Here is a 22498-nt window from a genome sequence, read left to right on the forward strand (position 1 = left end):
CAAACATTTTCTGCTACAATAATTCCAAATCTACACAACTTACAGATTTTCAGCACCATAAAATTACTAATTTGATTCATTTTTATACGCTTAACCTCCGCCAACAAGCCTTTGACTACAATTCTTTCTATATTCACCTTACAAATAGCTTGTTAAAGGTTTATCAAAAATGACCTTCCATATCTATATTAATTAGTAAATTCGCCGCATTGGTTAAACCACGTAGTACATGTTTTCAAAGAACTTCGAAAAATGGGACAATCTTCTTGGATGGTCCGTCTTTTTTATTGCCCTAATTACTTACGCAATAACCGTTGAACCCACGAACAGTTTTTGGGATGCCGGTGAATACATTGCCACATCTGCAAAACTCCAAGTGGGCCACCCTCCTGGAGCACCACTGCTCCAAATGATCGGGGCCTTTTTTGCCATGTTTGCTTTTGAACCTGACCAAGTGGCTCGTATGGTAAATTACGTTTCTGGTGTTTCCAGTGCATTTACCATTCTGTTTATGTTTTGGACCATTACCAACCTTACCCAAAAACTCATAAAACAAAAAGATGATGTTATAACCAACAGCAAGGCTATTGCTATTTTTGGCTCTGGAATTGTTGGTTCCCTTGCTTTTACTTTTTCGGATAGCTTTTGGTTCAACGCAGTAGAGACCGAGGTATATTCCACAGCAAGTCTCCTAATGGCATTATTACTTTGGCTTGGCCTAAAGTGGACGGACGACCTTGAAAACCCACGAGGAAACAAATGGATCGTGCTTATCTCATTTGTGGTTGGCCTTACTTTTGGGGTTCAGTTCATGGGCTTCTTGGCTATACCGTCAATAGGTTTACTCTACTATTTCAAAACATACAAAAAAACAACAGTAAAGAACTTTTTGTTGGCCAATATTGCTGTGATTGCAGTATTGATGCTGGTTTACAAATTCTCTTTAACCTATGTTCTTAAACTTTTTGGTTGGAGCGAAGTATTTTTCATTAATACTATTGGCCTTCCGTTTAATTCGGGCACCATCATTATGGGGCTCATATTCATTGGCGCGTTCTATTTTTCGCTTAACTACACTAGAAAGAACAGTTACAAAACGGCCAACACCATTGTTCTATGCTTAATGTTCCTATTTTTAGGTTTCTCTTCATGGATGATGCTTCCTATTCGCGCAAATGCAAGAGTGGTCATCAACGAAAACAATCCGGAAGATGCCCGTGCTTTATTGGCCTATTATAACCGTGAGCAGTACCCCGGTGTTGATAGTCCGTTTTACGGGACATATTACTCCAACACTTTTGGGGTTGGTGGCGAGGACAAGGACGAAGCACCTAAATACGAAAAGGACGAAAAGCTAGGGAAATATGTAATCGTAAATTATTACAAAGGCGCCGTACCTGGAGACGACCCTAAACATATAGGCTTCTTACCAAGAATGTGGAGTGGTCAGAACGCAGAAAACTACATGCGCTATTTTGGGCCCTTGGATTTTAAGATGACACAATCCAACGAGGAGTTGAGAAAAGCGGTTACCCAAGTAAAAGAAGGCTTTGCCAATGGCGAAATAGATGCCGAACAATACATTAGTTTCCTAAGAAGGTTTGGCGATTATATAGAGGTTCAACCTCCATCAGTTTGGCAGAACATTAAATACATGGTACAGTTTCAATTCGGATACATGTACTGGCGTTACTTTATGTGGAATTTCTCCGGGAAGAACAATGATGTTCAGGGCCGTTACAACGGAAACGGAGAATGGCTAAGTGGCATTGGGTTAGTTGATAGTCCACGTCTAGGAAGTCAAAGTAATCTTCCGGACGAAGTTAAGAATGACAAGGCCCGAAACACCTATTTCTTACTCCCCTTAATTCTAGGCATAGTAGGCATATTGTTTCAAATAAGTAAAAACCCAAAACAGTTCTGGGTACTTTTAATCTTCTTTTTGTTCACAGGTTTGGCTATTCAGTTTTACACCAATCCATATATTTTTCAACCTCGTGAAAGAGACTACTCCCTTGTAGGTTCGTTCTATATCTTTGGAATATGGATGGGCCTTGGCGTATACGGACTTTTTGATGAACTCAAGAAGTACCTCACCCCTAAAATACTGGCTCCGGCCGTAACCGTTATTTGTCTTTTAGCGGTTCCTACTGTTATGGCAGTACAAAACTGGGATGACCATGACCGATCTAATCGGTTTACCGCAAATTCATCGGCAAAAGCCTATCTAGACTCCTGCCAAGAAGATGCAGGGGCCATACTGTTCACCATTGGGGATAATGATACCTTCCCGTTATGGTACGCCCAAGAAATTGAAGGCTACCGTACCGATGTTCGTATTGTCTGTACCAGCCTTTTTGAAACGGATTGGTATATTGACCAAATGAAGAGAAAGGCATATGAAAGTGAAGCCATACCATCACAAATTGCCCATGAGAAGTATCGTTGGGGAACTCGTGATGTGCTATACTACCAAACCGTAGACCCACTTTTCAACAAGAAAATATCAGAAAGCCGTTGGTCTATTCAAGATTTTATAAAGTGGGTAGATAGTGACAACCCACAGACAAAGTTGAAGTACATCTTAGAAAGACAGGAGAATATTGATATAGATGCTTATTCTGAAAGCAGCCAAAATATCGTGTACTACCCTACCAACAAATTACGCATACCGGTAAACAAGAAAAACGTCTTGGAAACAGGTCTGGTAAAAGAAAAGGATTCGGCCTTGATCGTAGACTATATTGATATAGACCTTCCAAAAAGCGCCATTACCAAGAAAAGCATGATGATGTTGGATATTATTGCCAACAATGACTGGAAACGCCCTATCTATTTCTCAGGAGGAAGTTTTGATGATGCCGAATTTATTTGGATGAAAGACTATTTGCAATTAGATGGCATGGCGTACAAATTAGTACCCATCAAGACCGAACGCAGAAACTCTTTTGAAATGGGACGAATTGATTCCGACCTGATGTACGATGTAGTTATGAATTGGGACTGGGGCAACTCTGGAAGCTCGGACATCTACCATGACCCTCAAACCCGTATTCAAGGCTTGTCTTACCGTAGTAACTTAGCAAGACTTTTAGAACAATTGCTAAAAGAAGACAAAATAGAAAAGGCCAAGGATATTATAGACCTTACTATAAAAAACCTTCCTGTTGAATACTTTGGCTACTATACTTTTGTTGAGCCTTTTGTAGATGGATATTACAAAGTAGGCGAAACCACCAAAGCTCGCGAGCTTTTCGGGAAATTGAAATATATTTATCAAGACCGTCTGGAATATTACGCCAGCATACCTCTTGAAGAGCAATATGACAAGATAGACGATATCATTGCCGATATGGAAGGGTACCGTAGAAATATTGATATTCTGATCGGAAACAACGACCGTGAGATGGCAGAAAAGGAAACTCTAATATTCAATGAATATATAGACAAGTTTCAGCATTTCTACAGGGACAATATTTTACAAGAGGATGATTTAGAACCTGGTCAGAATCCTGACTTAGAGGATACAGTTCCTGTTTCTGACACTACGGCAATAGACGCAGCTACGGCAGGAGAAAACCCCGTAGATACTACATTGGTACCGGCCACTAACTAAGTTAGCTTACTCTATACAGAAATAAAAAAATGCCCTTCAGCAATGAAGGGCATTTTTTTATTATTCCATCTATACCGCTCAAAAGAAAAAGCTCTTTAGCAGCAAGTATTTATTATTATAGGTATTCGTTTAGGATTCCAATAAGTGTATTGGCATCTTGCTCACCACTTTGGCGCCATACCATTTCACCTTTTTTATAAATCATAAGTGTAGGAAGCCCTTTAACACGAAGTGCCTGAGCAAGCTCCTTATTTTTATCTACATCGATTTTAATAACCTTGCCTTTATCACCCAAAGCCGCGGCTACATCACGCAAAACGGCGTGCATCGCATTCGATTGCTCGTTCCAATCCGCATAAAAATCCAAAAGAACAGGGATTCTTAAATCTATAAGTTCACCAAACTTTGACATACGTAGTTCATTGGGTTAGGAACCAAATGTAAGAAAAAATGTTAAATTGCCACCTATACCCCCAATTTTATAGACTTTAGGTGGCGTTAAAATCGTGTTAAGCTTTCTTTTTAAGCGTGATTACGGTTATTTCAGGCCAAATTCCTACCCTACCCGGATACCCTAAAAAACCAAAACCCCTATTAACATTTATATATTGCCCAAGCTCTTGATAGATGCCCGCCCAATATTTATAGCGCCATTTTACAGGACTCCACTTAATCCAACCAGGAATTTCTATACCAAACTGCATTCCATGTGTGTGGCCACTTAAGGTAAGGTGGTAATGATACGCATCGTGCAAAACAACATCTTCCCAATGAGAAGGGTCATGGCTCATGAGTATCTTAAAATCATCTTTATCTACATTGGCTACCGCCTTTTTAAGGTCTCCGGCTTTTTTAAAACCACCACGTCCCCAGTTTTCAACCCCAACCAAGGCAATCTTATCGCCTCCTTTTTGTAAAAACCGATTTTCATTCAACAACAAATCAAAGCCCATGTTTCTTTGCAGGTTCTTTAAATCCTCCAAATTCTGATGTTTCGCTTCTTCCGTTTCCCACTCTACATAATCGCCATAGTCATGATTTCCCAAGACTGAGAACTTACCGTCCTTGGCTTCAAGAGTGGTAAAAAGTTCTGCCCACGGCTCCATTTCGGTAGCCATGTTATTCACCATATCACCTGTAAAAAGGATAACATCGCTCTCTTGTTTATTAATCAGGTCTACAGCATATTCTATCTTCTTCCTATCATCAAAACTACCACTATGCACATCGGATATCTGAGTGATTTGATAATCATGGAACCCAGCGGGCAAATCATCAAACTCCAAAGTATACCTTAATACTTTAAAATTGTACTTCCCCTTATACATTCCGTAGAGCAATGCGCCAAAAGGAATAGCCGCCAAGCCCAGACCCAATATGCTCAAAAATTTTCTGCGTTCTGGCAAGGTAAACTCTTTAGACTGACCAAAAAACTTTTGATACCCACTAGATATGACCCTAAAAATATCTTCGGAAAAAAGAAAAAGAATAGTCACCAACTGAAAGGCCAATACGGTCAATAAAAACCCAAAAGCATAGCTTTTAGACCTGCTCAGGACCCTACCCTCCTCTTCACCTAATGTAAATTGATAAATAAAATTACCCAGTACCAATACGGCTATCGCAATAAAGAGATAGTACACCCAAGGGTATCTGGTTACGGTTTTCAAGGCCTGTAAAGTATAGAGGCCCATAACAATATAAACGGCAATAAAAATAATCCAACGTAGCATAGCTACAAAGATATTTTAAACTGAGACGGGTATTGCCTCATTTAGATTTTATTTAACCCTATTTACGATAGTTGCAATTGTACCTGAGTGGGTTACGGTAATTTCAGAATCGCTTAAAAACGATGGAGAATTCATAGGTACCCGGTCCGTTTCGGGCAATGCCCTTAACAGTTTAGTACCCGAAAGGTGAACCACCTTAAATCCGGACGCCTTAAAACCCATTACATTATCCGGCCTCACACCACCGCCCGGCACAATGGTAACGGTTGTAGATTTTTCACGAAGCCCGTTCAAGAGCTTGAACCCTTCAGGGGCGGATTTCCGCTGTCCTGATGTTAATATATAATCTACACCCAAATCTTCCAGTTGTGCTAGTGCGACCATTGGGTCTTTTACCCAATCAAACGCGCGGTGAAACGTAAACTTCAAACCTGCTGAAGCTTCAATCAACGCTCGGGTTCTGTCCCTGTCTACTGTAAAATCAGCATTTAAAACACCGGAAACGACGCCTTCAAACCCCAGATCAACACATAATTCAATATCTCGCATCATAATTTTCAATTCATCGGGGGTATAGGTAAAATCACCGCTTCTAGGGCGAATCAATACATGAACGGGAATAGAAATTTGCTCACGAACGCTTTTCAACAGTCCGTATGAGGGGGTGATTCCTCCTACGGCAAGTTCAGAACAAAGTTCTATGCGATGCGCACCGCCCTTTTGGGCATTTAATGCAGATTGCAATGAATTGGCACAGACTTCTACTAGCATTTTACTTATATTTAATGCCCAAGTGGCATTTTAAAACTACACCTAAAATAGAAATCTTAAACCCATGCAAAGAAGAAAGTTCCTAAAAAATTCAACTGCCGCCACGGCCGGTTTAATTTCAGCCCCTTTAATGGCTGGCAAAACTCCCCCGCCTACAGACCGGGTTACAGATAATTCCGCAGCTATAAAGCCTATAGTTATATGTACTTGGGATTTTCATAAAGCTTCCTCCAAAGCATGGGAAGTCTTAAAAGAAGGCGGTACTTCTCTTGATGCCGTAACCCAAGGTGTAATGGTTGAAGAAAACGATGTAAACAACCAGACGGTGGGTGTTGGTGGCAGACCCGACCGAGACGGAAATGTTACTTTGGACTCCTGTATTATGGATAAAGATGGGAATTGCGGTGCGGTACTGGCCATGGAAAATATTGCAAATCCTATTTTGGTTGCACGTAAAGTAATGGAAGAAACACCCCATGTTATGCTTGCCGGAAAAGGAGCTGAGCAATTTGCTTACGAAATGGGATTCAAGAAAACCAACCTCCTTACCGAAAAATCAAAGCAAGAGTGGATGGAATGGAAGAAAACCTCGCAATACAAGCCTATTATAAATATTGAAAACCATGACACCATTGGCATGCTTGCCATAGATGCCAACGGCGATATTTCAGGAGCTTGTACCACAAGTGGCATGGGTTACAAAATGGCGGGTCGTGTTGGCGACTCTCCAATTATTGGCGCCGGGCTGTTTGTTGATAATGAGATTGGCGGAGCCACAGCAACAGGTGTTGGCGAAGAGGTAGTTCGTACGGTAGGCAGCTTTCTTATCGTGGAATTAATGCGTCAAGGAAAATCTCCCCAGGAAGCTTGTAAAGAAGGGGTTGAGCGAATCATGGCCAAAAATAAAGGGCGGAATGATTTTCAAATCGGTTTTATAGCCGTTAACAAAGCAGGCGAAACAGGAAGTTATTGCATTCACCCCGGGTTTACGTATAGGTCCTTTTCTAAAGAAGGGCACGTAAATAATCCATCGGAAAGTTATATCAAATCTTAAAACACTTAAAAGAATTCAAAAACTTGATTAGCTTTGAATCCTTTTGAAAAACTATAAAATGCCAGAACAAAAACGACTCTTTTTACTAGACGCCTACGCACTTATTTTTCGTGGCTACTACGCACTTATAAAAAACCCGAGAATCAACTCCAAGGGCATGGACACCTCTGCCATTATGGGGTTCATGAATTCACTTTTTGATGTGATTAAACGTGAAAAACCAGACCATTTGGCCGTCTGCTTTGATAAAGGAGGAAGTGCCGAACGTACCGAACTGTTCCCGGAGTATAAAGCCAATAGAGATGAAACCCCCGATGCTATCCGTACTGCCATTCCTTATATCCAGGACATTCTTAAGGCAATGCACATACCCTCGGTAATTCTTGAAGGTTGGGAAGCGGACGATATTATAGGAACCCTTGCAAAACAAGCTGAAAAAGAAGATTACAAGGTTTTTATGGTTACACCCGATAAAGATTTTGGCCAGTTGGTCTCCGAAAATATCTTTATGTACCGTCCGGCAAGAATGGGTAACGGAATAGAAATTTGGGGCATTCCCGAAATACAAAAACGTTTTGGAGTTGAACGGCCGGAACAGGTCATAGACTACCTAGGAATGATGGGTGATGCCAGTGACAACATACCCGGACTACCTGGCGTTGGAGACAAAACCGCAAAAAAATTCATTGAGCAATTTGGCTCTATGGAAGGCCTTTTAGAGAATACGGACCAGCTAAAGGGCAAAATGAAAGAAAAGGTAGAGGCGAACAAAGAGTTGGGGCTGCTCTCTAAAAAACTGGCGACCATCTGTATAGATTGCGATGTTACTTTTAATGCCGAAGATTACGAACTCTCAGTCCCCGACAGTGAAAAAGTGCAAGAGATTTTTGAGGAACTGGAATTTAGAAGGTTAAAAGACCAGTTTATTAAAATATTCTCTGGGGAAACAGAACCCCAAACCCAAGTAAGCAATACCGAAACGGCAAAAAAGCAGACATCAACTTCCTCATCTGCCGGAAGCGGGCAATTTTCTTTGTTTGGTGGCGATGGCGCATCTGCAGCAACCATAGCGGACAGCTCTAGCAGAAAGACCATTAAGGATATTCCCCATGTTTACCAAAGCGTGGCACCGGGTATGGCCTTGAAGCTGTTTGTCCAAAACCTAATGAAACAAACCTCTGTTTGTTTTGATACGGAAACTACTTCATTAAATCCGCTGGAAGCCCAGCTTGTAGGTATCGCATTTTCGTGGGAAGCCACTAAAGGATACTATATTCCATTCCCCGAAAACAAAGAGGAAGCACAGGAACTTATAGAAATCCTACGCCCCTTCTTTGAATCGGAAACCATTGAAAAAATAGGTCAAAACCTTAAATATGACATTAAGGTGTTGAACAAGTATAACATTAAGGTTAAAGGCATGTTCTTTGACACCATGTTGGCGCACTACCTTATAAACCCGGATATGCGACATAATATGGATGTGCTTTCCGAAACCTATTTGAACTACACCCCTATTTCCATTACTGAGCTTATAGGCAAGAAAGGAAAAAATCAGCTAAACATGCGCGATGTTCCTTTGGAAAAGCAAACGGAATATGCTGTAGAGGATGCAGACATTACTTTTCAATTGGCACAGCATTTTAGACCGGAACTGGCCGAGGCCAAAACCGATATTCTTTTTAAAGATATTGAAGTTCCGCTACTACGTGTTCTGGCCGATATGGAACTGGAAGGCATCAACCTGGACAAGAAATTTTTGAACAGCCTTTCGGAAGACCTGAACAACGATATTAAAAATCTTGAAGAAAAAATTTACGAAGCTGCAGGTGAAGAATTCAATATTGGTTCACCAAAGCAACTAGGTGAAATTCTCTTCAGCAAAATGAAATTGGTAGACAAACCGAAAAAAACAAAGACAGGTCAATTTTCTACCGCGGAAGATGTTCTTTCCTATTTGGCCAAGGACCATGAAATTATTCAAAACGTATTGGATTACCGTGGGTTGGCAAAACTCAAAAGCACCTACGTTGATGCTTTACCGGAACAAGTAGAACCCACAACGGGAAGAGTCCACACAGATTATATGCAAACCGTTGCAGCTACTGGCCGTTTGAGCAGTAATAATCCTAATTTACAGAACATCCCTATCCGTACGGAAAGAGGCCGCCAAGTTCGTAAAGCATTCGTACCCCGCAACGAAGACTACATTTTATTGGCTGCGGATTATTCTCAGATAGAACTGCGCATCATTGCCGCGTTGAGCGAAGAGACTACGATGATAGAAGCATTTAAGCACGGAGAAGACATTCATGCTTCCACGGCATCAAAAGTATTCAATGTACCTATTGAAGAAGTAACTCGCGAACAAAGGAGCAACGCCAAAACCGTAAACTTTGGAATTATTTATGGGGTTTCCGCCTTTGGATTGAGCAACCAAACCGATTTATCCCGTTCCGAAGCCAAAGAACTGATTGACACCTATTATAAAACCTACCCAAAGCTAAGAAATTACATGAGCGAGCAGGTAGATTTTGCCCGTGACAATGGCTATGTACAAACAGTCTTGGGACGAAGACGTTATTTAAAAGATATCAACGGAAGTAATGCCATTGTACGTGGGGCTGCAGAGCGTAACGCCGTTAATGCCCCTATTCAAGGTAGCGCTGCAGATATTATTAAAATTGCCATGATCAACATTCACAAGAAATTATCGGAAGGCAACTACAAATCCAAAATGCTCTTACAGGTACATGATGAATTGGTATTTGATATCTACAAACCGGAATTGGATGAATTAAGCGGATTGATAAAATCCGAAATGGAGAACGCCTACAAACTAGAGGTACCGCTAGATGTAGAAGTTGGCCTTGGCCAAGATTGGCTGGAGGCGCATTAGACATACAAAACCTGCCCTTTCACAACATTTTTTCGTGTAAAGGGCTTTTCAGTTTTACTTTTACAGTCCTATTCCAAATACAATAGGCCAAGTTAAATTTAAAATGAAAACTTTAGCGACCCTTTTTACCATTCTCTTTTTAGTGTGCAATAGCCATGCGCAAGATACACCAATGCACAAAACTGGCCATAGCACGAACATAACCACCAAAAAGAAAGTAAAGGTCTTTCCTAACCCCGCTAGCAACGTAGTTAATATTTTAGGTTTAAAGAATACCGCAAAGGCTAATATATCCGTCATGGATATTTATGGAAATACCGTATTATCCCATCAATGGGAAATCCGAAGAAATGCTATTAGCATACCTGTGTCCTCTCTAGATGCCGGGGCTTATATTATTAATGTACACTCTAACGAAGAAAAGATCTGCACTAAATTCTACAAGCAATAATCATTTAAAGATTTTGTTTTGTTTTGTTTTCAGTACGGAATTATACTCTTACTTCAATCGCTCAGGACACTACTCCCGCCTTTAAATCAACTACTTAATATCATCTAAGACATTACATATACCCCACTACTCCTATAGGTCAAACTAAATTTTAACATTTAATATGTAAGGCAAACATAAAGTGCCGTACAAAACTGTAAATTTTAGAACCCTATAACTATGAAAAACAGAATTACAGTTTTACTCCAGATTTTTATCGCAACCTTGCTTTTTACAAGTAATCTGAACGCTCAAGGCCCTATTGATGGTTTCTTTAGCAAGAAAGGAAAAACAAGTATTTCCTTATCCTATTTATCAGGTAATTATGATAAGTTCTATGTAGGTGGCCAAGAGGTAAGTCCTGTGCCCGCACATAATGAAATAGACCAAACCATCTATAGCCTACATGCCACTTACGCCGTTACGGACAATTTAACCGCAATTGCAAATTTACCATACATAAAAAAAGAGGGTAACGGTGTAGCTGACCCAATCAACGGCACAACAGAGCAGTCAGATTTTCAGGACCTTAGTATCTTCTTAAAATGGGCTCCATTTACCAAAAACCTAGAGAATGGATCAATGACCTATATTGTCGCCTTGGGCGGGTCCGTACCCTTAGGTTATGAACCTAGCGGAATCTTATCATTGGGATCCGGCGCACCAGGTATAGATGCCAAAGTAGGCTTACAATACAAGAACAATAACGGCTTTTTTGCCATGGTCATGGGAGGCTATGGACATAGAGGCAAAGCAGACAACAATTTTAGCTTGGGTAACGGTAGTGATTTTGACGCTCCTGATGTGGTTAATGCAGTCTTAAAGTTAGGTTATGCCGGTAAGCATTTTTACCTAGACGCATTCCTAGATTCACAATCGTCATTGAACGGGGTTGACATAATGGGTCCCGGTTTTGCCGGAAATTTTCCGGAAACAATCGTGAACTACTCAAAACTGGGAGGAACCGTTTTTGTTCCCTTTACAAAATTTATTGGAGCTAATATTGGAGGCGCTACAATTATAGATGGGAGAAATATTGGCAAAAACAAATATTACAATGTTGGATTAACCTTAAATTTGTAAATCCAACACCCTAAATCGGGTAACTTGCCAAAGTACTCCTTTAAAAAAAAACAGATTCTTGAACACCTAGGATCTGTTTTTTTGTCATAAAAATGATTAAGAAATTGAAAAAGAGTGTTTTTAACTAAAAATTTTCCGAAAACAGCGCTTGTTTTTCAATAGAATTAGTGTACATTTGCAGCCCGTTTGACGGGATTGAAGTGTTTAATTAAAAAGTAACCGTAGTGGATACATTAAGTTATAAGACCGTTTCTGCCAATAAAACAACTGTTGACAAACAGTGGCTATTAGTTGATGCAGAAGGAGAGACTTTAGGCCGATTGGCTTCTAAAGTTGCCAAAATGCTTAGAGGAAAACATAAGCCAAGTTTCACCCCTCATGTTGATTGTGGTGATAACGTGATTGTTATCAATGCTGAGAAAATCAATTTAACAGGTAACAAATGGGACGATAAGACCTATTTGCGTTACACAGGTTATCCTGGTGGTCAGCGTTCTACATCTGTAAAAGAGCTTTTGGCCAAAAAACCTGAGCAAATTGTAGAAAAAGCGGTTAAAGGCATGCTTCCAAAGAACAGATTAGGTGCGGACCTTTTCAGAAACCTTAAGGTTTTTGTAGGTACAGCTCATAATCATGAAGCTCAAAAACCACAGGTTATCAACTTAAAAGAATTCAAGTAATGGAGACCATTCACAAAATCGGCAGAAGAAAAACAGCGGTTGCCCGTGTATACGTTTCAGCAGGTACAGGAAATATTACTGTAAACCAAAGAGACCTTAATGACTATTTTCCAACGGCAACTCTTCAGTACAAGGTTAAACAACCTTTTGCACTTACTGAAAACGAAGATGCTTACGATGTAAGTATTAATGTATACGGTGGCGGTATTACCGGTCAAGCAGAAGCTATACGTTTAGCCCTTTCTAGAGCTATGTGTGAAGTTGACGAAGAAAATAGACTAACTCTTAAACCAGAAGGTTTATTAACTCGTGACCCAAGAATGGTAGAACGTAAGAAATTTGGACAGAAGAAAGCTCGTAAGAAATTCCAGTTCTCTAAACGTTAATATTCAAGATTATTACGGTATCCATTTCACGATGGATACCTTTTTTTATATTTTTCTTTAATCAAAGTTCATTGAAAGTTCGCTTAAAGCGAATAAATTAAAAACTATTTTTCACAAGATAGTTATTCGGGAGACCCAAGAGCATCTCATGCTCAAAGGCACCGTTAGTTTAGCATCTAAATGCTCGAGGCTTGTCTATTTATAGACATACCACTCAGGCATTGCCTATTCAAAAGAACGTAAACTAAATTCAAATGGCGAAAGTCGAAGTAAAACAATTATTGGAAGCTGGTGTGCATTTTGGCCACCTTACACGAAAGTGGAACCCTAACATGGCGCCCTACATCTACATGGAGCGTAACGGGATTCACGTTATCAACCTTTACAAAACAGTTGCAAAATTAGATGAAGCCAACGAGGCTCTTCAAAAAATTGCTGCATCTGGACGAAAAATTCTTTTCGTTGCAACAAAAAAGCAAGCAAAAGACATCGTTGCAGAGAAAGTAGCGAACGTAAACATGCCTTTCATCACAGAAAGATGGCCTGGTGGTATGTTGACCAATTTCGTTACCATTCGTAAAGCGGTAAAGAAAATGGCATCTATCGATCGTATGAAAAAAGACGGTACGTTCATGACATTATCTAAAAAGGAGCGTCTTCAAGTAGACCGTCTTCGTGCTAAACTAGAAAAGAACTTAGGTTCTATTTCTGACATGACACGTCTACCTGGTGCATTGTTCATTGTTGATACTATGCGTGAGCACATTGCTGTTAAGGAAGCTCAAAAATTGAACATTCCTATTTTTGCAATGGTTGACACAAACTCAGACCCAAGAGATGTTGATTATTTGATTCCATCTAACGATGATGCTTCAAAATCTATCGATATTATTATGACTCAAGTAACCAATGCAATCGCAGAAGGTCTTGCTGAGCGTAAATCTGAAAAACAATCAGGTAAAGAAGGTGCTGAAGAAACCAAAAAAGAGCAACCAAAGAAAGAAGTAGCAAAAGAAGCTCCTAAAGCAGAAGCTCCAGCCGCTACAGAATCTGTTGATCTTACAAAAATTGAAGGTGTAGGACCAAAAGCTGCCGAAGCTTTGGTAAACGCCGGTTTTGACTCTTACGCTAAATTAGCCGAAGGTGACCCTGAAAAAATCAAGGAAATCCTTACAGAGGCTAGCTCTAGAATGGCCCACCTTGACCCAACTTCATGGCCAAAGCAAGCTCAAATGGCTGCTGACGGTAAATGGGACGAGCTTAAAGAATGGCAAGACAATGTTAAAGGAGGCGTAGAATAAGTTCTGCCACCTTATTGCAAACAATAATAATAACATAACATTTGCTTTAAGATAGAGCTGAAATTACACTCTATCTTAGAGCAAATTGAAAAATAGCACAGAAAATGGCAAAAATTACAGCCGCAGAAGTAAACAAATTAAGAAAAGCAACTGGCGCAGGAATGATGGACTGCAAAAACGCTTTGGTTGAAGCTGATGGAGATTTTGACAAGGCAATTGACGTTCTTCGTAAGAAAGGTCAAAAAGTAGCCGCAAAAAGAGCCGACAGAGATTCATCGGAAGGTGCTGCTGTTTCTAAATTGAATGCAGATCAAACCGCTGGTGTAGCAATCGTTCTAGGTTGTGAAACTGATTTTGTTGGAAAAAACGAAAACTTCCTAGCTTTAGCAAACCAACTTGCGGAAATAGCTTTAAACTATGACTCTAAAGAAGCTCTTTTAGATGCGGATTTTGGAGGAATGAGCGTTGCCGATAAATTAGTCGAGCAAACAGGAGTTATTGGTGAAAAGCTAGAAATCACTGCTTTTGAAAAACTAGAGGCTCCTTACGTTGGAACATATGTTCACATTAACAAGATTGCTGCTTTAGTTGGCCTATCCGCCAAAGTAGAGTCTGCAGACGTGTTGGCAAAAGACCTTTCTATGCAAGTTGCTTCAATGGGAGCTACTACATTATCTTACAAAGATTTTGACCCTGCATTTGTTGCTGCAGAAACAGAAGCTAGAATTGCCGTTATAGAAAAAGACAATGAAGAATTAGGCCGTTTAGGTAAAACCCTTAAAAACGTTCCTCAGTTCATTTCAATGTCTCAATTAACGGATGAAGTTATAGCCAAAGCAGAAGAAGATGCTAAAGCTCAACTTAAAGCTGAAGGCAAGCCAGAGCAAATTTGGGATAAAATCCTTCCAGGTAAAATGGAAAGATTTGTTTCGGATAACACTACTTTAGATCAAGAACAATGTTTATTAGATCAAAATTTCATTAAAGATGAAAAAATAAGCGTTGCAAAGTATGTTGAATCTTACGGAGATGTTCATGTTACAGGCTTTAAGCGTGCAACAGTAGGATAAATCAGAGATTAAACCTTATATAAAACCCGGTCTAACGAATTATGTTAGACCGGGTTTCTTTTTTTTCCTAATCTATTTCTTATTTCTCTTTTACACGAACAAAAGTTACAGACAACTTCCCATCAATTACAAAGTCCGTTTTAAAACAAAAAGAGCGCTACTGAGAAAGTAGCGCTCTTTATTTATATTTGTCCCGTCCTGAAATAAGTTAACATAAAATTGACTTATTTATGAAACATTCAAGTATTACGGTAACAAAGCGTACTCAACGCGATTACAATCTGGGCTTTAAACTCAGTGTTGTCCAGCAGGTCGAAAAAGGCGAGATGACCTATAAGCAGGCACAAAAGGCTTATGGTATTCAAGGCAGGAGCACGGTTTTGGTTTGGTTGAGAAAACATGGTACATTGGATTGGAGCAAACCAATACGCCGTCAAATGCCAAAATCAAAAGAAACACCTGCACAGAAGATCAAACGCTTGGAGAGAGAGCTTTCCGATGAAAAATTACGGAACAAAATTCTCAATACCATGATCGATATCGCCGATAAGCAGTATGGTACCGCTATCAGAAAAAAGCATTCACCCAATCAATCCAGCGCATCCGACAAGAACAACGATTAAGTTTATCCCGTTGTTGTCGATTGTTTGGGATAAGTAGACAGGCCGTCTACCAAGGAGAAAAACGTACCATTAAAAGAGAACAAGATTTTTTAAAGGTAAAGAACCTGGTCGAAGGTGTCCGCAAGGATATGCCCAGGCTCGGTACACGAAAATTGTATTATCTTTTAAAGGACGAGCTCGCAATGCACAATTTAAAGATAGGAAGAGATGCCCTGTTCGGATATTTACGCTCGGAATCGATGTTGATAAGGCCAAGGAAGAATTACACCAGGACAACGAACTCCAAGCATTGGCTTAGAAAATATCCCAATCTGATGAAGGGAACCGAAGTTTGCGGACCGGAGGAGTTCTTCGTCAGTGATATTACGTAAATTAAAAGCAGGGAGCGGACACATTACCTTTCCTTGGTGACCGATGCCTATAGTAGAAAAATAATGGGGTATCACCTTAGTGACGATATGAGTGCGGAGAATGTGGTGAAGGCGGTAAAAATGGCGAACGGCAATAGATCGACGAGCAAAGACCTGATCCATCATTCCGATAGGGGATTGCAGTATTGCTCGGCCATATACCAAAAAGAACTGAGAAGAAATAGCATGGCCCCATCGATGACGGATGGGTATGATTGCTACCAAAATGCCTTGGCGGAACGGATAAACGGCATATTGAAAGGTGAATTCCTAATCTATAAATGTAACAATGGAAAAGAATTGAAAAAGCTCATAGCCGAATCGATAAGAACCTATAACGGCAAAAGACCACACTTGAGCCTTAATATGAAAACACCTAACTTTATACACAACAAAAAACCAGAGAAGCTAGCTTCTCTGGTTTGATATTTATTATTTAAAAACTGTCAACCTATTTTAGGACGACTCAAATTATTGAAAAACCACCTTATTTCCCTTTCATCCAAATCTCCCTTAGCTTAACGGCATCTGCACTAGCATCTGCAATTGGAGTTATCGTTTCAATACTTAAAGTTGGATTACCAACCTTACCTTCTAACTCAAGTTCCTCTTCTCCTCGTTTAACCGTCATTTTAATCTCAGTATCCGGAGACCACGCAAAACTCTGCCCTATAATAGACCTTATGGACGCTAAAGTAATTGGCGTACCGTTAATACTCTTTATAACATCGCCTCCCTGAGCCTGTAAGTCATTAAAGAAGCTATTTAACTGTATTCCTTTTCGTATAAAAACTACATTTTCATCGCCTTGCTCAACATCAATAAAAGGATTATCCCCATCTAAAAAATATCCGGTCTCCTGCTCAACCAAAGCGGTTTTTAACCCTACTTTTTTCAAGTAATCGTTGTAATTAATCGGGGTATTACCAATAACATGGGTATCAAAAAAATCACGGATTTCATGATAGGTCATAGCTACAATTTCATCTATAAGCTCATCATCTTTAAACGGCGTGTTGTTACCATACTTCTTAGTTAACTCCTTCATCAACCATAACACACCTTTCTCACCATTACTAAGCTCCCTTAGCTGAATATCCAACGCCATGTTAATCAAAGTACCCTTTTCATAAACATTCGCATAGTTCTTTTCATAGGGCTCTACCAGAATGTTCTTACTCATTTCGGTAAAAGACATATCATCATCATAAGCTTTTGCATTATTTATCTTACCCATCATACGCTCATAGAAATCCGCCTCATCAATAAGCCCTTGTTGAATCTGAAAAAGATTGGCGAAGTATTCCGTGGTTCCCTCATACATCCATAAATGCTGGGACATTTTAGGGTCGTTGAAGTCAAAATATTGCACCTCTTCGGAGTGCACATTTAACGGTGTGACGATGTGAAAAAACTCGTGAGAAACAACATCTACCATTGCCTGCTCTAATCTATCCTTTGTCATTGCCTCAGGCAAAACAACCACCGTAGAGGTATGGTGCTCCAATGCCCCAAAACCAGAAGCATCATCAGCTTCCATAGTTGACAAATACAATAGGATGTTATAAATTTTGGTTCCATTGATCTCTCCCAAAAATGTCTTCTGGGCTCCCATCATTTTCTCCATACGATCTCTTAGGCTCAATGCAGAATAAATTCCGCTTGGAGAGTAAACACTTAATGTAACCGTTATACCATTTATCTCAAAAGTCTCCGTATTTGGTTTGGCATAAAGAATAGGGTTGTCAATTACATCAAAATACCTATCCGCAGTAAAAACATCAACATTTGCAACTGGAGACTCCAGTTTCTTGGGAGTTAAAGACGTTGTAGCCTTTAGTGCTTCCGGCCTTGAAACAGACAATTCATAAGGTACCTCCTTAAGTCCACCAAAATAACCAACAAAACCGTGTAGGTTGAGCATAAAGGTTTTACCCGCTATAATATTTGTTCCGGAAGGAGAAAAAACCTTATCCTTTACCTCCCCTTCCGTATCATAGGTATCATTTACATAATACGTAACTTTATCCAAGTTTCTTCCGTTGGAAATCGTCCATGTGTTATCGTCCTTTTTAGAGAAAGCCAACTCCTTTCCATCGTAATCCAAAGCCTTGAAGCCTTCAATATATTGCCCATAATTATCCGTACTGTAGGTGCCAGGAACGGTTTTTGGTATAAAAAAAGACACTTCATCTGTGGTGAAAGCACCAGCATCTACCGTAACAGCAACTTTATCATCAACCACGTTCTTTAAATCCAAAACCGCCAAAACCGGAGTCTTATCCGCAGTAAGTACATTCTTTGTTGCCCCACAACCGGCCAATAGTATAGTTACGGCCAGTAAACTTAATTTTCTCATCGTATATATTTTAACACTTATATGTAAGTAATACCCCTATTTTTAGAGGATTACAAGAATATAAAATTTACTAGAATCCTGCACCATTATTAGGAAATAATTAAGCTTCACTTTATCTGTCGCTTCAAAAACCAACCCTAAGATTTTTTGATTATTTTTGCCACAACGAAATACTAGCCATGCAATACAAAAGAATTCTCTTAAAACTTAGCGGTGAAGCCCTAATGGGTGAAAAGCAATACGGAATAGACTCTAAACGTCTAGCCGAATATGCAGAAGAAATTAAAGAAGTAGCACAGAAAGGTGTAGAAATTGCCATTGTAATTGGTGGAGGAAACATTTTTAGAGGACTTACTGGAGCCGCAACCGGGATGGATCGGGTACAAGGCGACCATATGGGCATGCTAGCTACGGTTATAAACGGGCTTGCACTGCAAAGCGCCTTAGAAATGCAGGGCGTACAAACACGACTACAATCTGCCATTCAAATTAACGAAGTGGCCGAGCCTTTTATCAGAAGACGTGCCATGCGCCACTTAGAAAAGGGCCGCGTAGTAATTTTTGGAGGCGGAACGGGAAACCCTTATTTCACAACTGACTCCGCTGCCGTTTTGCGTGCTATAGAAATTGAGGCTGATGTAATTCTAAAAGGTACCCGTGTAGACGGTATCTATACATCCGACCCTGAAAAAGACAAAAACGCAACCAAGTTTGACACCATCTCTTTTGCAGACGTACTTTTAAAAGGCCTCAAAGTAATGGACACCACTGCGTTTACGTTAAGCCAAGAGAACGAACTGCCTATTGTAGTTTTTGACATGAACAAAAAGGGCAACCTAATTAAATTAGTAGAAGGCGAAAATATTGGTACTGTTGTAAATCTTTAGCCTTAATTTAGTTTTATTTGCCGCTTATATTATATTTGAATTATGAATGAAGATATACAGTTTATACTAGACTCCGCCAAGGAAAGTATGGATGCTGCCATGAGGCATTTGGAAAAAGAATTTATGAAGATACGAGCTGGAAAGGCAAGTCCGGCTATGCTTTCTTCCGTAATGGTAGAATACTATGGTTCTCAGACACCACTTTCTCAAGTAGCCAACATAAATACTCCCGATGGACGTACTATTTCTGTGCAACCTTGGGAAAAGAATATGCTACAGGAAATTGAAAAAGCCATTATGAACTCCAACCTAGGCTTCAACCCTATGAACAATGGCGACTTTGTAATCATTAATGTACCGCCATTAACCGAGGAACGAAGAATTCAATTAACAAAACAGGCCAAAGCCGAAGCGGAAGATGCTAAAGTAGGTATCCGTAGCGCTCGCCAAGATGCCAATAAGGAAATTCGTGATTTGAGCGATGTTTCTGAAGACTTACAGAAAAACGCAGAAGTTGATGTTCAAACACTTACAGACAAGTACATAAAAAAGGTAGATGCCTTTTTAGTTGTAAAAGAAGCGGAAATTATGAAGGTTTAACCTCCCAATTTCCAATAGAATTAAAAAAGCAGCCTTAGTGGCTGCTTTTTTAATTTAGCCCCATACGTTAATTAAATATTACATTTTAGGAACAGACCTAATCATTCTATACCTTTGCGCTCGGAAAAATCGAACGATGGCAGCCAAACTTAAACAAGGTTTTTGGGAGAAGACAGCAAGTATAATTCTCCGAAATCGTATTTTGATACTTATTTTAATCGTTGCATTTACGGTTTTCTTGGGTATGCAATGGAAGAATATGCGCTTCAGCAACACTCAGGCCAACCTTCTTCCGGATGACCACCCTGTTAACTTGGAGTATCGTGATTTCCTTAAACAGTTTGGTGAAGAAGGCAACGCCATAGTTTTTGCCATTCACGATTCTACCCTCTTTACCCCTACCAACATAAACAGATGGAACAAATTCAGCAAACAGCTTGCTGCATTTCCCGAGATAGATTTTGTACTCTCCTTAGATAACCTTCAAGAACTAAAAAAGGACAACGAAAATCAAAAGTTTGTTCTTGAGCCGCTCATTAGCTCCAAGGTTAAGACCAAAAAAGAAATAGACAGTATAAAAAACCACCTGTTTAATGACCTTCCTTTCTATGACAATTTGCTCTTTAACAAAGAGAGCGGTACGGTCAGAACCATAGCAAACTTAGATGGGGATATTGTAAATACGAGTGTCCGAAAAGATTTTATCCTTGAAGACCTTAACCACCTGATAGAAAACTTTGAATCTGAGACCGGACTGGATGTTCGTGTTTCAGGTATGCCCTATATTAGGACCATGAACTCCCAAAACATCATAGATGAAATTGGGAAATTTATCCTGGCCGCCCTAGGTGTCACCTCACTCATCTTCTTTTTCTTCTTTAGAAGTTTCCGGGCAACTTTCATTTCTATGTGCGTGGTTATAATTGGGGTAATGTGGGCCTTTGGTATTTTAGGCCTTTTACAGTATGAGATAACGGTTCTTACCGCTTTAATCCCACCGCTGATTATCGTTATAGGTATACCTAACTGTATCTTCTTAATCAATAAATATCAGCAAGAAGTCAAAAAACACGGTAACCAAGCCTTATCATTGCAGCGCGTTATATCCAAGATCGGTAACGCCACTTTAATGACCAATATGACCACTGCATCCGGTTTTGCAACGTTCATTATAACGGACAGTAAGTTGCTTAAGGAATTTGGTATTGTAGCATCCATTAACATCATTGGTATTTTTATATTATCGCTACTCATCATCCCCATTATTTACAGCTTTTTATCGCTTCCTAAAACAAGGCACCTAAAACACCTTAACAAGCGCTGGATAGATGCTTTTGTAAATTGGATGGAGCGCATTGTTAGGGAACGTAGAATTGCGGTTTACATCGTTTCTTTGATTCTTCTTATTACCAGTATAATTGGAATCTATCAAATTGAAATTTCGGGAAGCCCCATAGAGGACATGCCAAAAAACGCTCAATTTTTTAAGGATATTCGTTTTTTTGAAAAGGAGTTTGACGGTATCATGCCCGTTGAAATTGTAGTGGACACCAAAAGGCCAAAAGGAGTTTTAAAACCGGCCAACCTAAAACGCATAGACCAATTAAGTGAGGTAATTACTGAAATCCCGGAACTTTCAAAGCCCATCTCGGTAGTAAATTTGGTCAAATATTCAAAACAGGCCTTTTACAATGGCATTCCAAAATATTATCAGTTACCTACTTCACAGGAGAACAACTTTATAATGAAAGTTGCCCAAAATTCCGACGGAAATGGGAACCTACTGAAAAACTTTGTAGACAGCACAGGGCAAACCGCTCGTATCACCACCTTTATGCAAGACGTAAAAACGGACCGCATGGAGCAAATTGAAGAAAGACTAAACGAGAATATCAACAAATTTTTCCCTGCAGACCGCTATAACGTTTATATGACGGGAAGCGCATTGCTATTCTTAAAAGGCACAAAATACCTCGTAAAAAACCTAATTCTATCCCTGGCATTCGCGATTTTCTTGATTGCCCTATTTATGGCCTATCTTTTTAGGTCATTCCGGATGATTGTTATTTCACTCATTCCCAACTTACTACCGTTGGTCGTGACCGCTGGTATTATGGGTTTTGTAGGTGTACCCATCAAACCTTCTACCATACTGGTATTTAGCATTGCTTTTGGTATTTCCGTAGATGACACCATTCACTTCTTGGCCAAATACAGGCAAGAGTTGATAGCCAATAGATGGCAGATTAAAAAATCAGTATACGCGGCCTTACGTGAAACTGGAGTAAGTATGTTCTATACATCCATCGTACTTTTCTTTGGGTTTTCGGTTTTTATCATTTCAAATTTTGGTGGAACCGTAGCTTTGGGCGCCTTAGTTTCTGCTACATTAATGTTTGCTATGTTAGCTAACCTTATCCTCCTTCCTTCCCTATTATTGTCTCTTGAAAGGAATATTGCGAGTAAAAAAATCTTGAAAAAGCCCCAAATAGACATTCTGCCGCAAGGCGAAGACGATGTAACTAAAAATTGAGGT

Annotated in this window: 16 protein-coding genes and 1 pseudogene; 13 read left to right on the forward strand and 4 right to left on the reverse strand. The window is 39.8% G+C overall.

The window, feature by feature from the left end:
* Window positions 1-229 precede the first annotated feature (229 nt).
* On the forward strand, window positions 230-3616 hold the full coding sequence (locus KO513_RS08135) for a glycosyltransferase family 117 protein (protein ID WP_215912978.1): 3387 nt from the start codon (window positions 230-232) through the stop codon (window positions 3614-3616).
* A 115-nt stretch (window positions 3617-3731) separates the two neighbouring features.
* Here the strand turns inward: KO513_RS08135 and KO513_RS08140 are convergent, their stop codons facing one another.
* The 3 genes from KO513_RS08140 to KO513_RS08150 all read right to left on the reverse strand — a co-directional run bounded on the left by KO513_RS08140 (window position 3732) and on the right by KO513_RS08150 (window position 6120).
* Complete coding sequence (locus tag KO513_RS08140) at window positions 3732-4028, reverse strand: thioredoxin family protein (RefSeq protein WP_215438529.1); 297 nt, start codon at window positions 4026-4028, stop codon at window positions 3732-3734.
* A 97-nt stretch (window positions 4029-4125) separates the two neighbouring features.
* On the reverse strand, window positions 4126-5349 hold the full coding sequence (locus KO513_RS08145) for a metallophosphoesterase (RefSeq protein ID WP_215912979.1): 1224 nt from the start codon (window positions 5347-5349) through the stop codon (window positions 4126-4128).
* 48 nt (window positions 5350-5397) lie between these two features.
* Window positions 5398-6120, reverse strand: coding sequence for a copper homeostasis protein CutC (locus KO513_RS08150; protein ID WP_215912980.1), 723 nt, complete (start codon window positions 6118-6120; stop codon window positions 5398-5400).
* A 64-nt stretch (window positions 6121-6184) separates the two neighbouring features.
* Here KO513_RS08150 and KO513_RS08155 point away from each other — a divergent pair, with 64 nt between their 5' ends.
* The 9 genes and pseudogenes from KO513_RS08155 to KO513_RS08195 all read left to right on the forward strand — a co-directional run bounded on the left by KO513_RS08155 (window position 6185) and on the right by KO513_RS08195 (window position 16542).
* Window positions 6185-7174 carry an isoaspartyl peptidase/L-asparaginase family protein gene (locus KO513_RS08155; RefSeq protein ID WP_215912981.1) on the forward strand — a complete coding sequence of 330 codons (990 nt, stop codon included), beginning with the start codon at window positions 6185-6187 and terminating at the stop codon, window positions 7172-7174.
* Window positions 7175-7232: 58 nt separating this feature from the next.
* The gene (gene polA / locus KO513_RS08160; protein ID WP_215912982.1) at window positions 7233-10073 is read left to right on the forward strand and encodes a DNA polymerase I; all 2841 of its coding nucleotides are present in this window, start codon (window positions 7233-7235) and stop codon (window positions 10071-10073) included.
* A gap of 103 nt (window positions 10074-10176) precedes the next feature.
* Window positions 10177-10524, forward strand: a complete 348-nt coding sequence (locus KO513_RS08165; protein ID WP_215438534.1) for a T9SS type A sorting domain-containing protein — start codon at window positions 10177-10179, stop codon at window positions 10522-10524.
* 219 nt (window positions 10525-10743) lie between these two features.
* A complete protein-coding gene (locus KO513_RS08170) occupies window positions 10744-11646 on the forward strand; it encodes a hypothetical protein (protein ID WP_215912983.1) in 903 nt (300 codons plus the stop codon).
* A 224-nt stretch (window positions 11647-11870) separates the two neighbouring features.
* Window positions 11871-12326: a 50S ribosomal protein L13 gene (rplM, locus tag KO513_RS08175; protein WP_215438535.1), complete on the forward strand. Its 456-nt coding sequence runs from the start codon at window positions 11871-11873 to the stop codon at window positions 12324-12326.
* Window positions 12326-12712, forward strand: coding sequence for a 30S ribosomal protein S9 (rpsI, locus tag KO513_RS08180; protein ID WP_215438536.1), 387 nt, complete (start codon window positions 12326-12328; stop codon window positions 12710-12712). Before rplM ends, rpsI begins: the two co-directional genes overlap by 1 nt.
* A gap of 254 nt (window positions 12713-12966) precedes the next feature.
* The gene (gene rpsB, locus KO513_RS08185; protein WP_215912984.1) at window positions 12967-14013 is read left to right on the forward strand and encodes a 30S ribosomal protein S2; all 1047 of its coding nucleotides are present in this window, start codon (window positions 12967-12969) and stop codon (window positions 14011-14013) included.
* A 104-nt stretch (window positions 14014-14117) separates the two neighbouring features.
* The gene (gene tsf / locus KO513_RS08190; protein WP_215912985.1) at window positions 14118-15083 is read left to right on the forward strand and encodes a translation elongation factor Ts; all 966 of its coding nucleotides are present in this window, start codon (window positions 14118-14120) and stop codon (window positions 15081-15083) included.
* A gap of 230 nt (window positions 15084-15313) precedes the next feature.
* Window positions 15314-16542 (forward strand): annotated as a pseudogene (locus tag KO513_RS08195) (IS3 family transposase).
* Between the two features lie 61 nt (window positions 16543-16603).
* Here KO513_RS08195 and KO513_RS08200 read toward each other — a convergent pair.
* A complete protein-coding gene (locus tag KO513_RS08200) occupies window positions 16604-18475 on the reverse strand; it encodes a M61 family metallopeptidase (RefSeq protein ID WP_215912986.1) in 1872 nt (623 codons plus the stop codon).
* A gap of 179 nt (window positions 18476-18654) precedes the next feature.
* On the opposite strand from KO513_RS08200, the gene pyrH reads away from it, so the two are divergent.
* From pyrH to KO513_RS08215, 3 genes are all read left to right on the forward strand, one after another.
* A complete protein-coding gene (gene pyrH / locus KO513_RS08205) occupies window positions 18655-19362 on the forward strand; it encodes a UMP kinase (RefSeq protein WP_215438540.1) in 708 nt (235 codons plus the stop codon).
* Window positions 19363-19404: 42 nt separating this feature from the next.
* A complete protein-coding gene (frr, locus tag KO513_RS08210) occupies window positions 19405-19962 on the forward strand; it encodes a ribosome recycling factor (protein WP_215912987.1) in 558 nt (185 codons plus the stop codon).
* Between the two features lie 136 nt (window positions 19963-20098).
* Window positions 20099-22495, forward strand: coding sequence for an efflux RND transporter permease subunit (locus KO513_RS08215; RefSeq protein WP_215912988.1), 2397 nt, complete (start codon window positions 20099-20101; stop codon window positions 22493-22495).
* Window positions 22496-22498: the final 3 nt, after the last annotated feature.

It is taken from the genome of Zobellia sp. B3R18, from assembly GCF_018860715.1.
Taxonomy (GTDB): Bacteria; Bacteroidota; Bacteroidia; order Flavobacteriales; family Flavobacteriaceae; genus Zobellia; species Zobellia russellii.

Coding starts and splice junctions, on each gene's coding strand:
- KO513_RS08150 (WP_215912980.1), bottom strand. CDS start 6,120: ATGCTAGTAGAAGTCTGTGCCAATTCATTGCAATCTGCATTAAATGCC.
- polA (WP_215912982.1), top strand. CDS start 7,233: ATGCCAGAACAAAAACGACTCTTTTTACTAGACGCCTACGCACTTATT.
- frr (WP_215912987.1), top strand. CDS start 19,405: ATGAATGAAGATATACAGTTTATACTAGACTCCGCCAAGGAAAGTATG.
- KO513_RS08145 (WP_215912979.1), bottom strand. CDS start 5,349: ATGCTACGTTGGATTATTTTTATTGCCGTTTATATTGTTATGGGCCTC.
- KO513_RS08200 (WP_215912986.1), bottom strand. CDS start 18,475: ATGAGAAAATTAAGTTTACTGGCCGTAACTATACTATTGGCCGGTTGT.
- KO513_RS08170 (WP_215912983.1), top strand. CDS start 10,744: ATGAAAAACAGAATTACAGTTTTACTCCAGATTTTTATCGCAACCTTG.
- rpsB (WP_215912984.1), top strand. CDS start 12,967: ATGGCGAAAGTCGAAGTAAAACAATTATTGGAAGCTGGTGTGCATTTT.
- KO513_RS08140 (WP_215438529.1), bottom strand. CDS start 4,028: ATGTCAAAGTTTGGTGAACTTATAGATTTAAGAATCCCTGTTCTTTTG.
- KO513_RS08135 (WP_215912978.1), top strand. CDS start 230: ATGTTTTCAAAGAACTTCGAAAAATGGGACAATCTTCTTGGATGGTCC.
- KO513_RS08215 (WP_215912988.1), top strand. CDS start 20,099: ATGGCAGCCAAACTTAAACAAGGTTTTTGGGAGAAGACAGCAAGTATA.
- KO513_RS08165 (WP_215438534.1), top strand. CDS start 10,177: ATGAAAACTTTAGCGACCCTTTTTACCATTCTCTTTTTAGTGTGCAAT.
- tsf (WP_215912985.1), top strand. CDS start 14,118: ATGGCAAAAATTACAGCCGCAGAAGTAAACAAATTAAGAAAAGCAACT.
- rpsI (WP_215438536.1), top strand. CDS start 12,326: ATGGAGACCATTCACAAAATCGGCAGAAGAAAAACAGCGGTTGCCCGT.
- KO513_RS08155 (WP_215912981.1), top strand. CDS start 6,185: ATGCAAAGAAGAAAGTTCCTAAAAAATTCAACTGCCGCCACGGCCGGT.
- pyrH (WP_215438540.1), top strand. CDS start 18,655: ATGCAATACAAAAGAATTCTCTTAAAACTTAGCGGTGAAGCCCTAATG.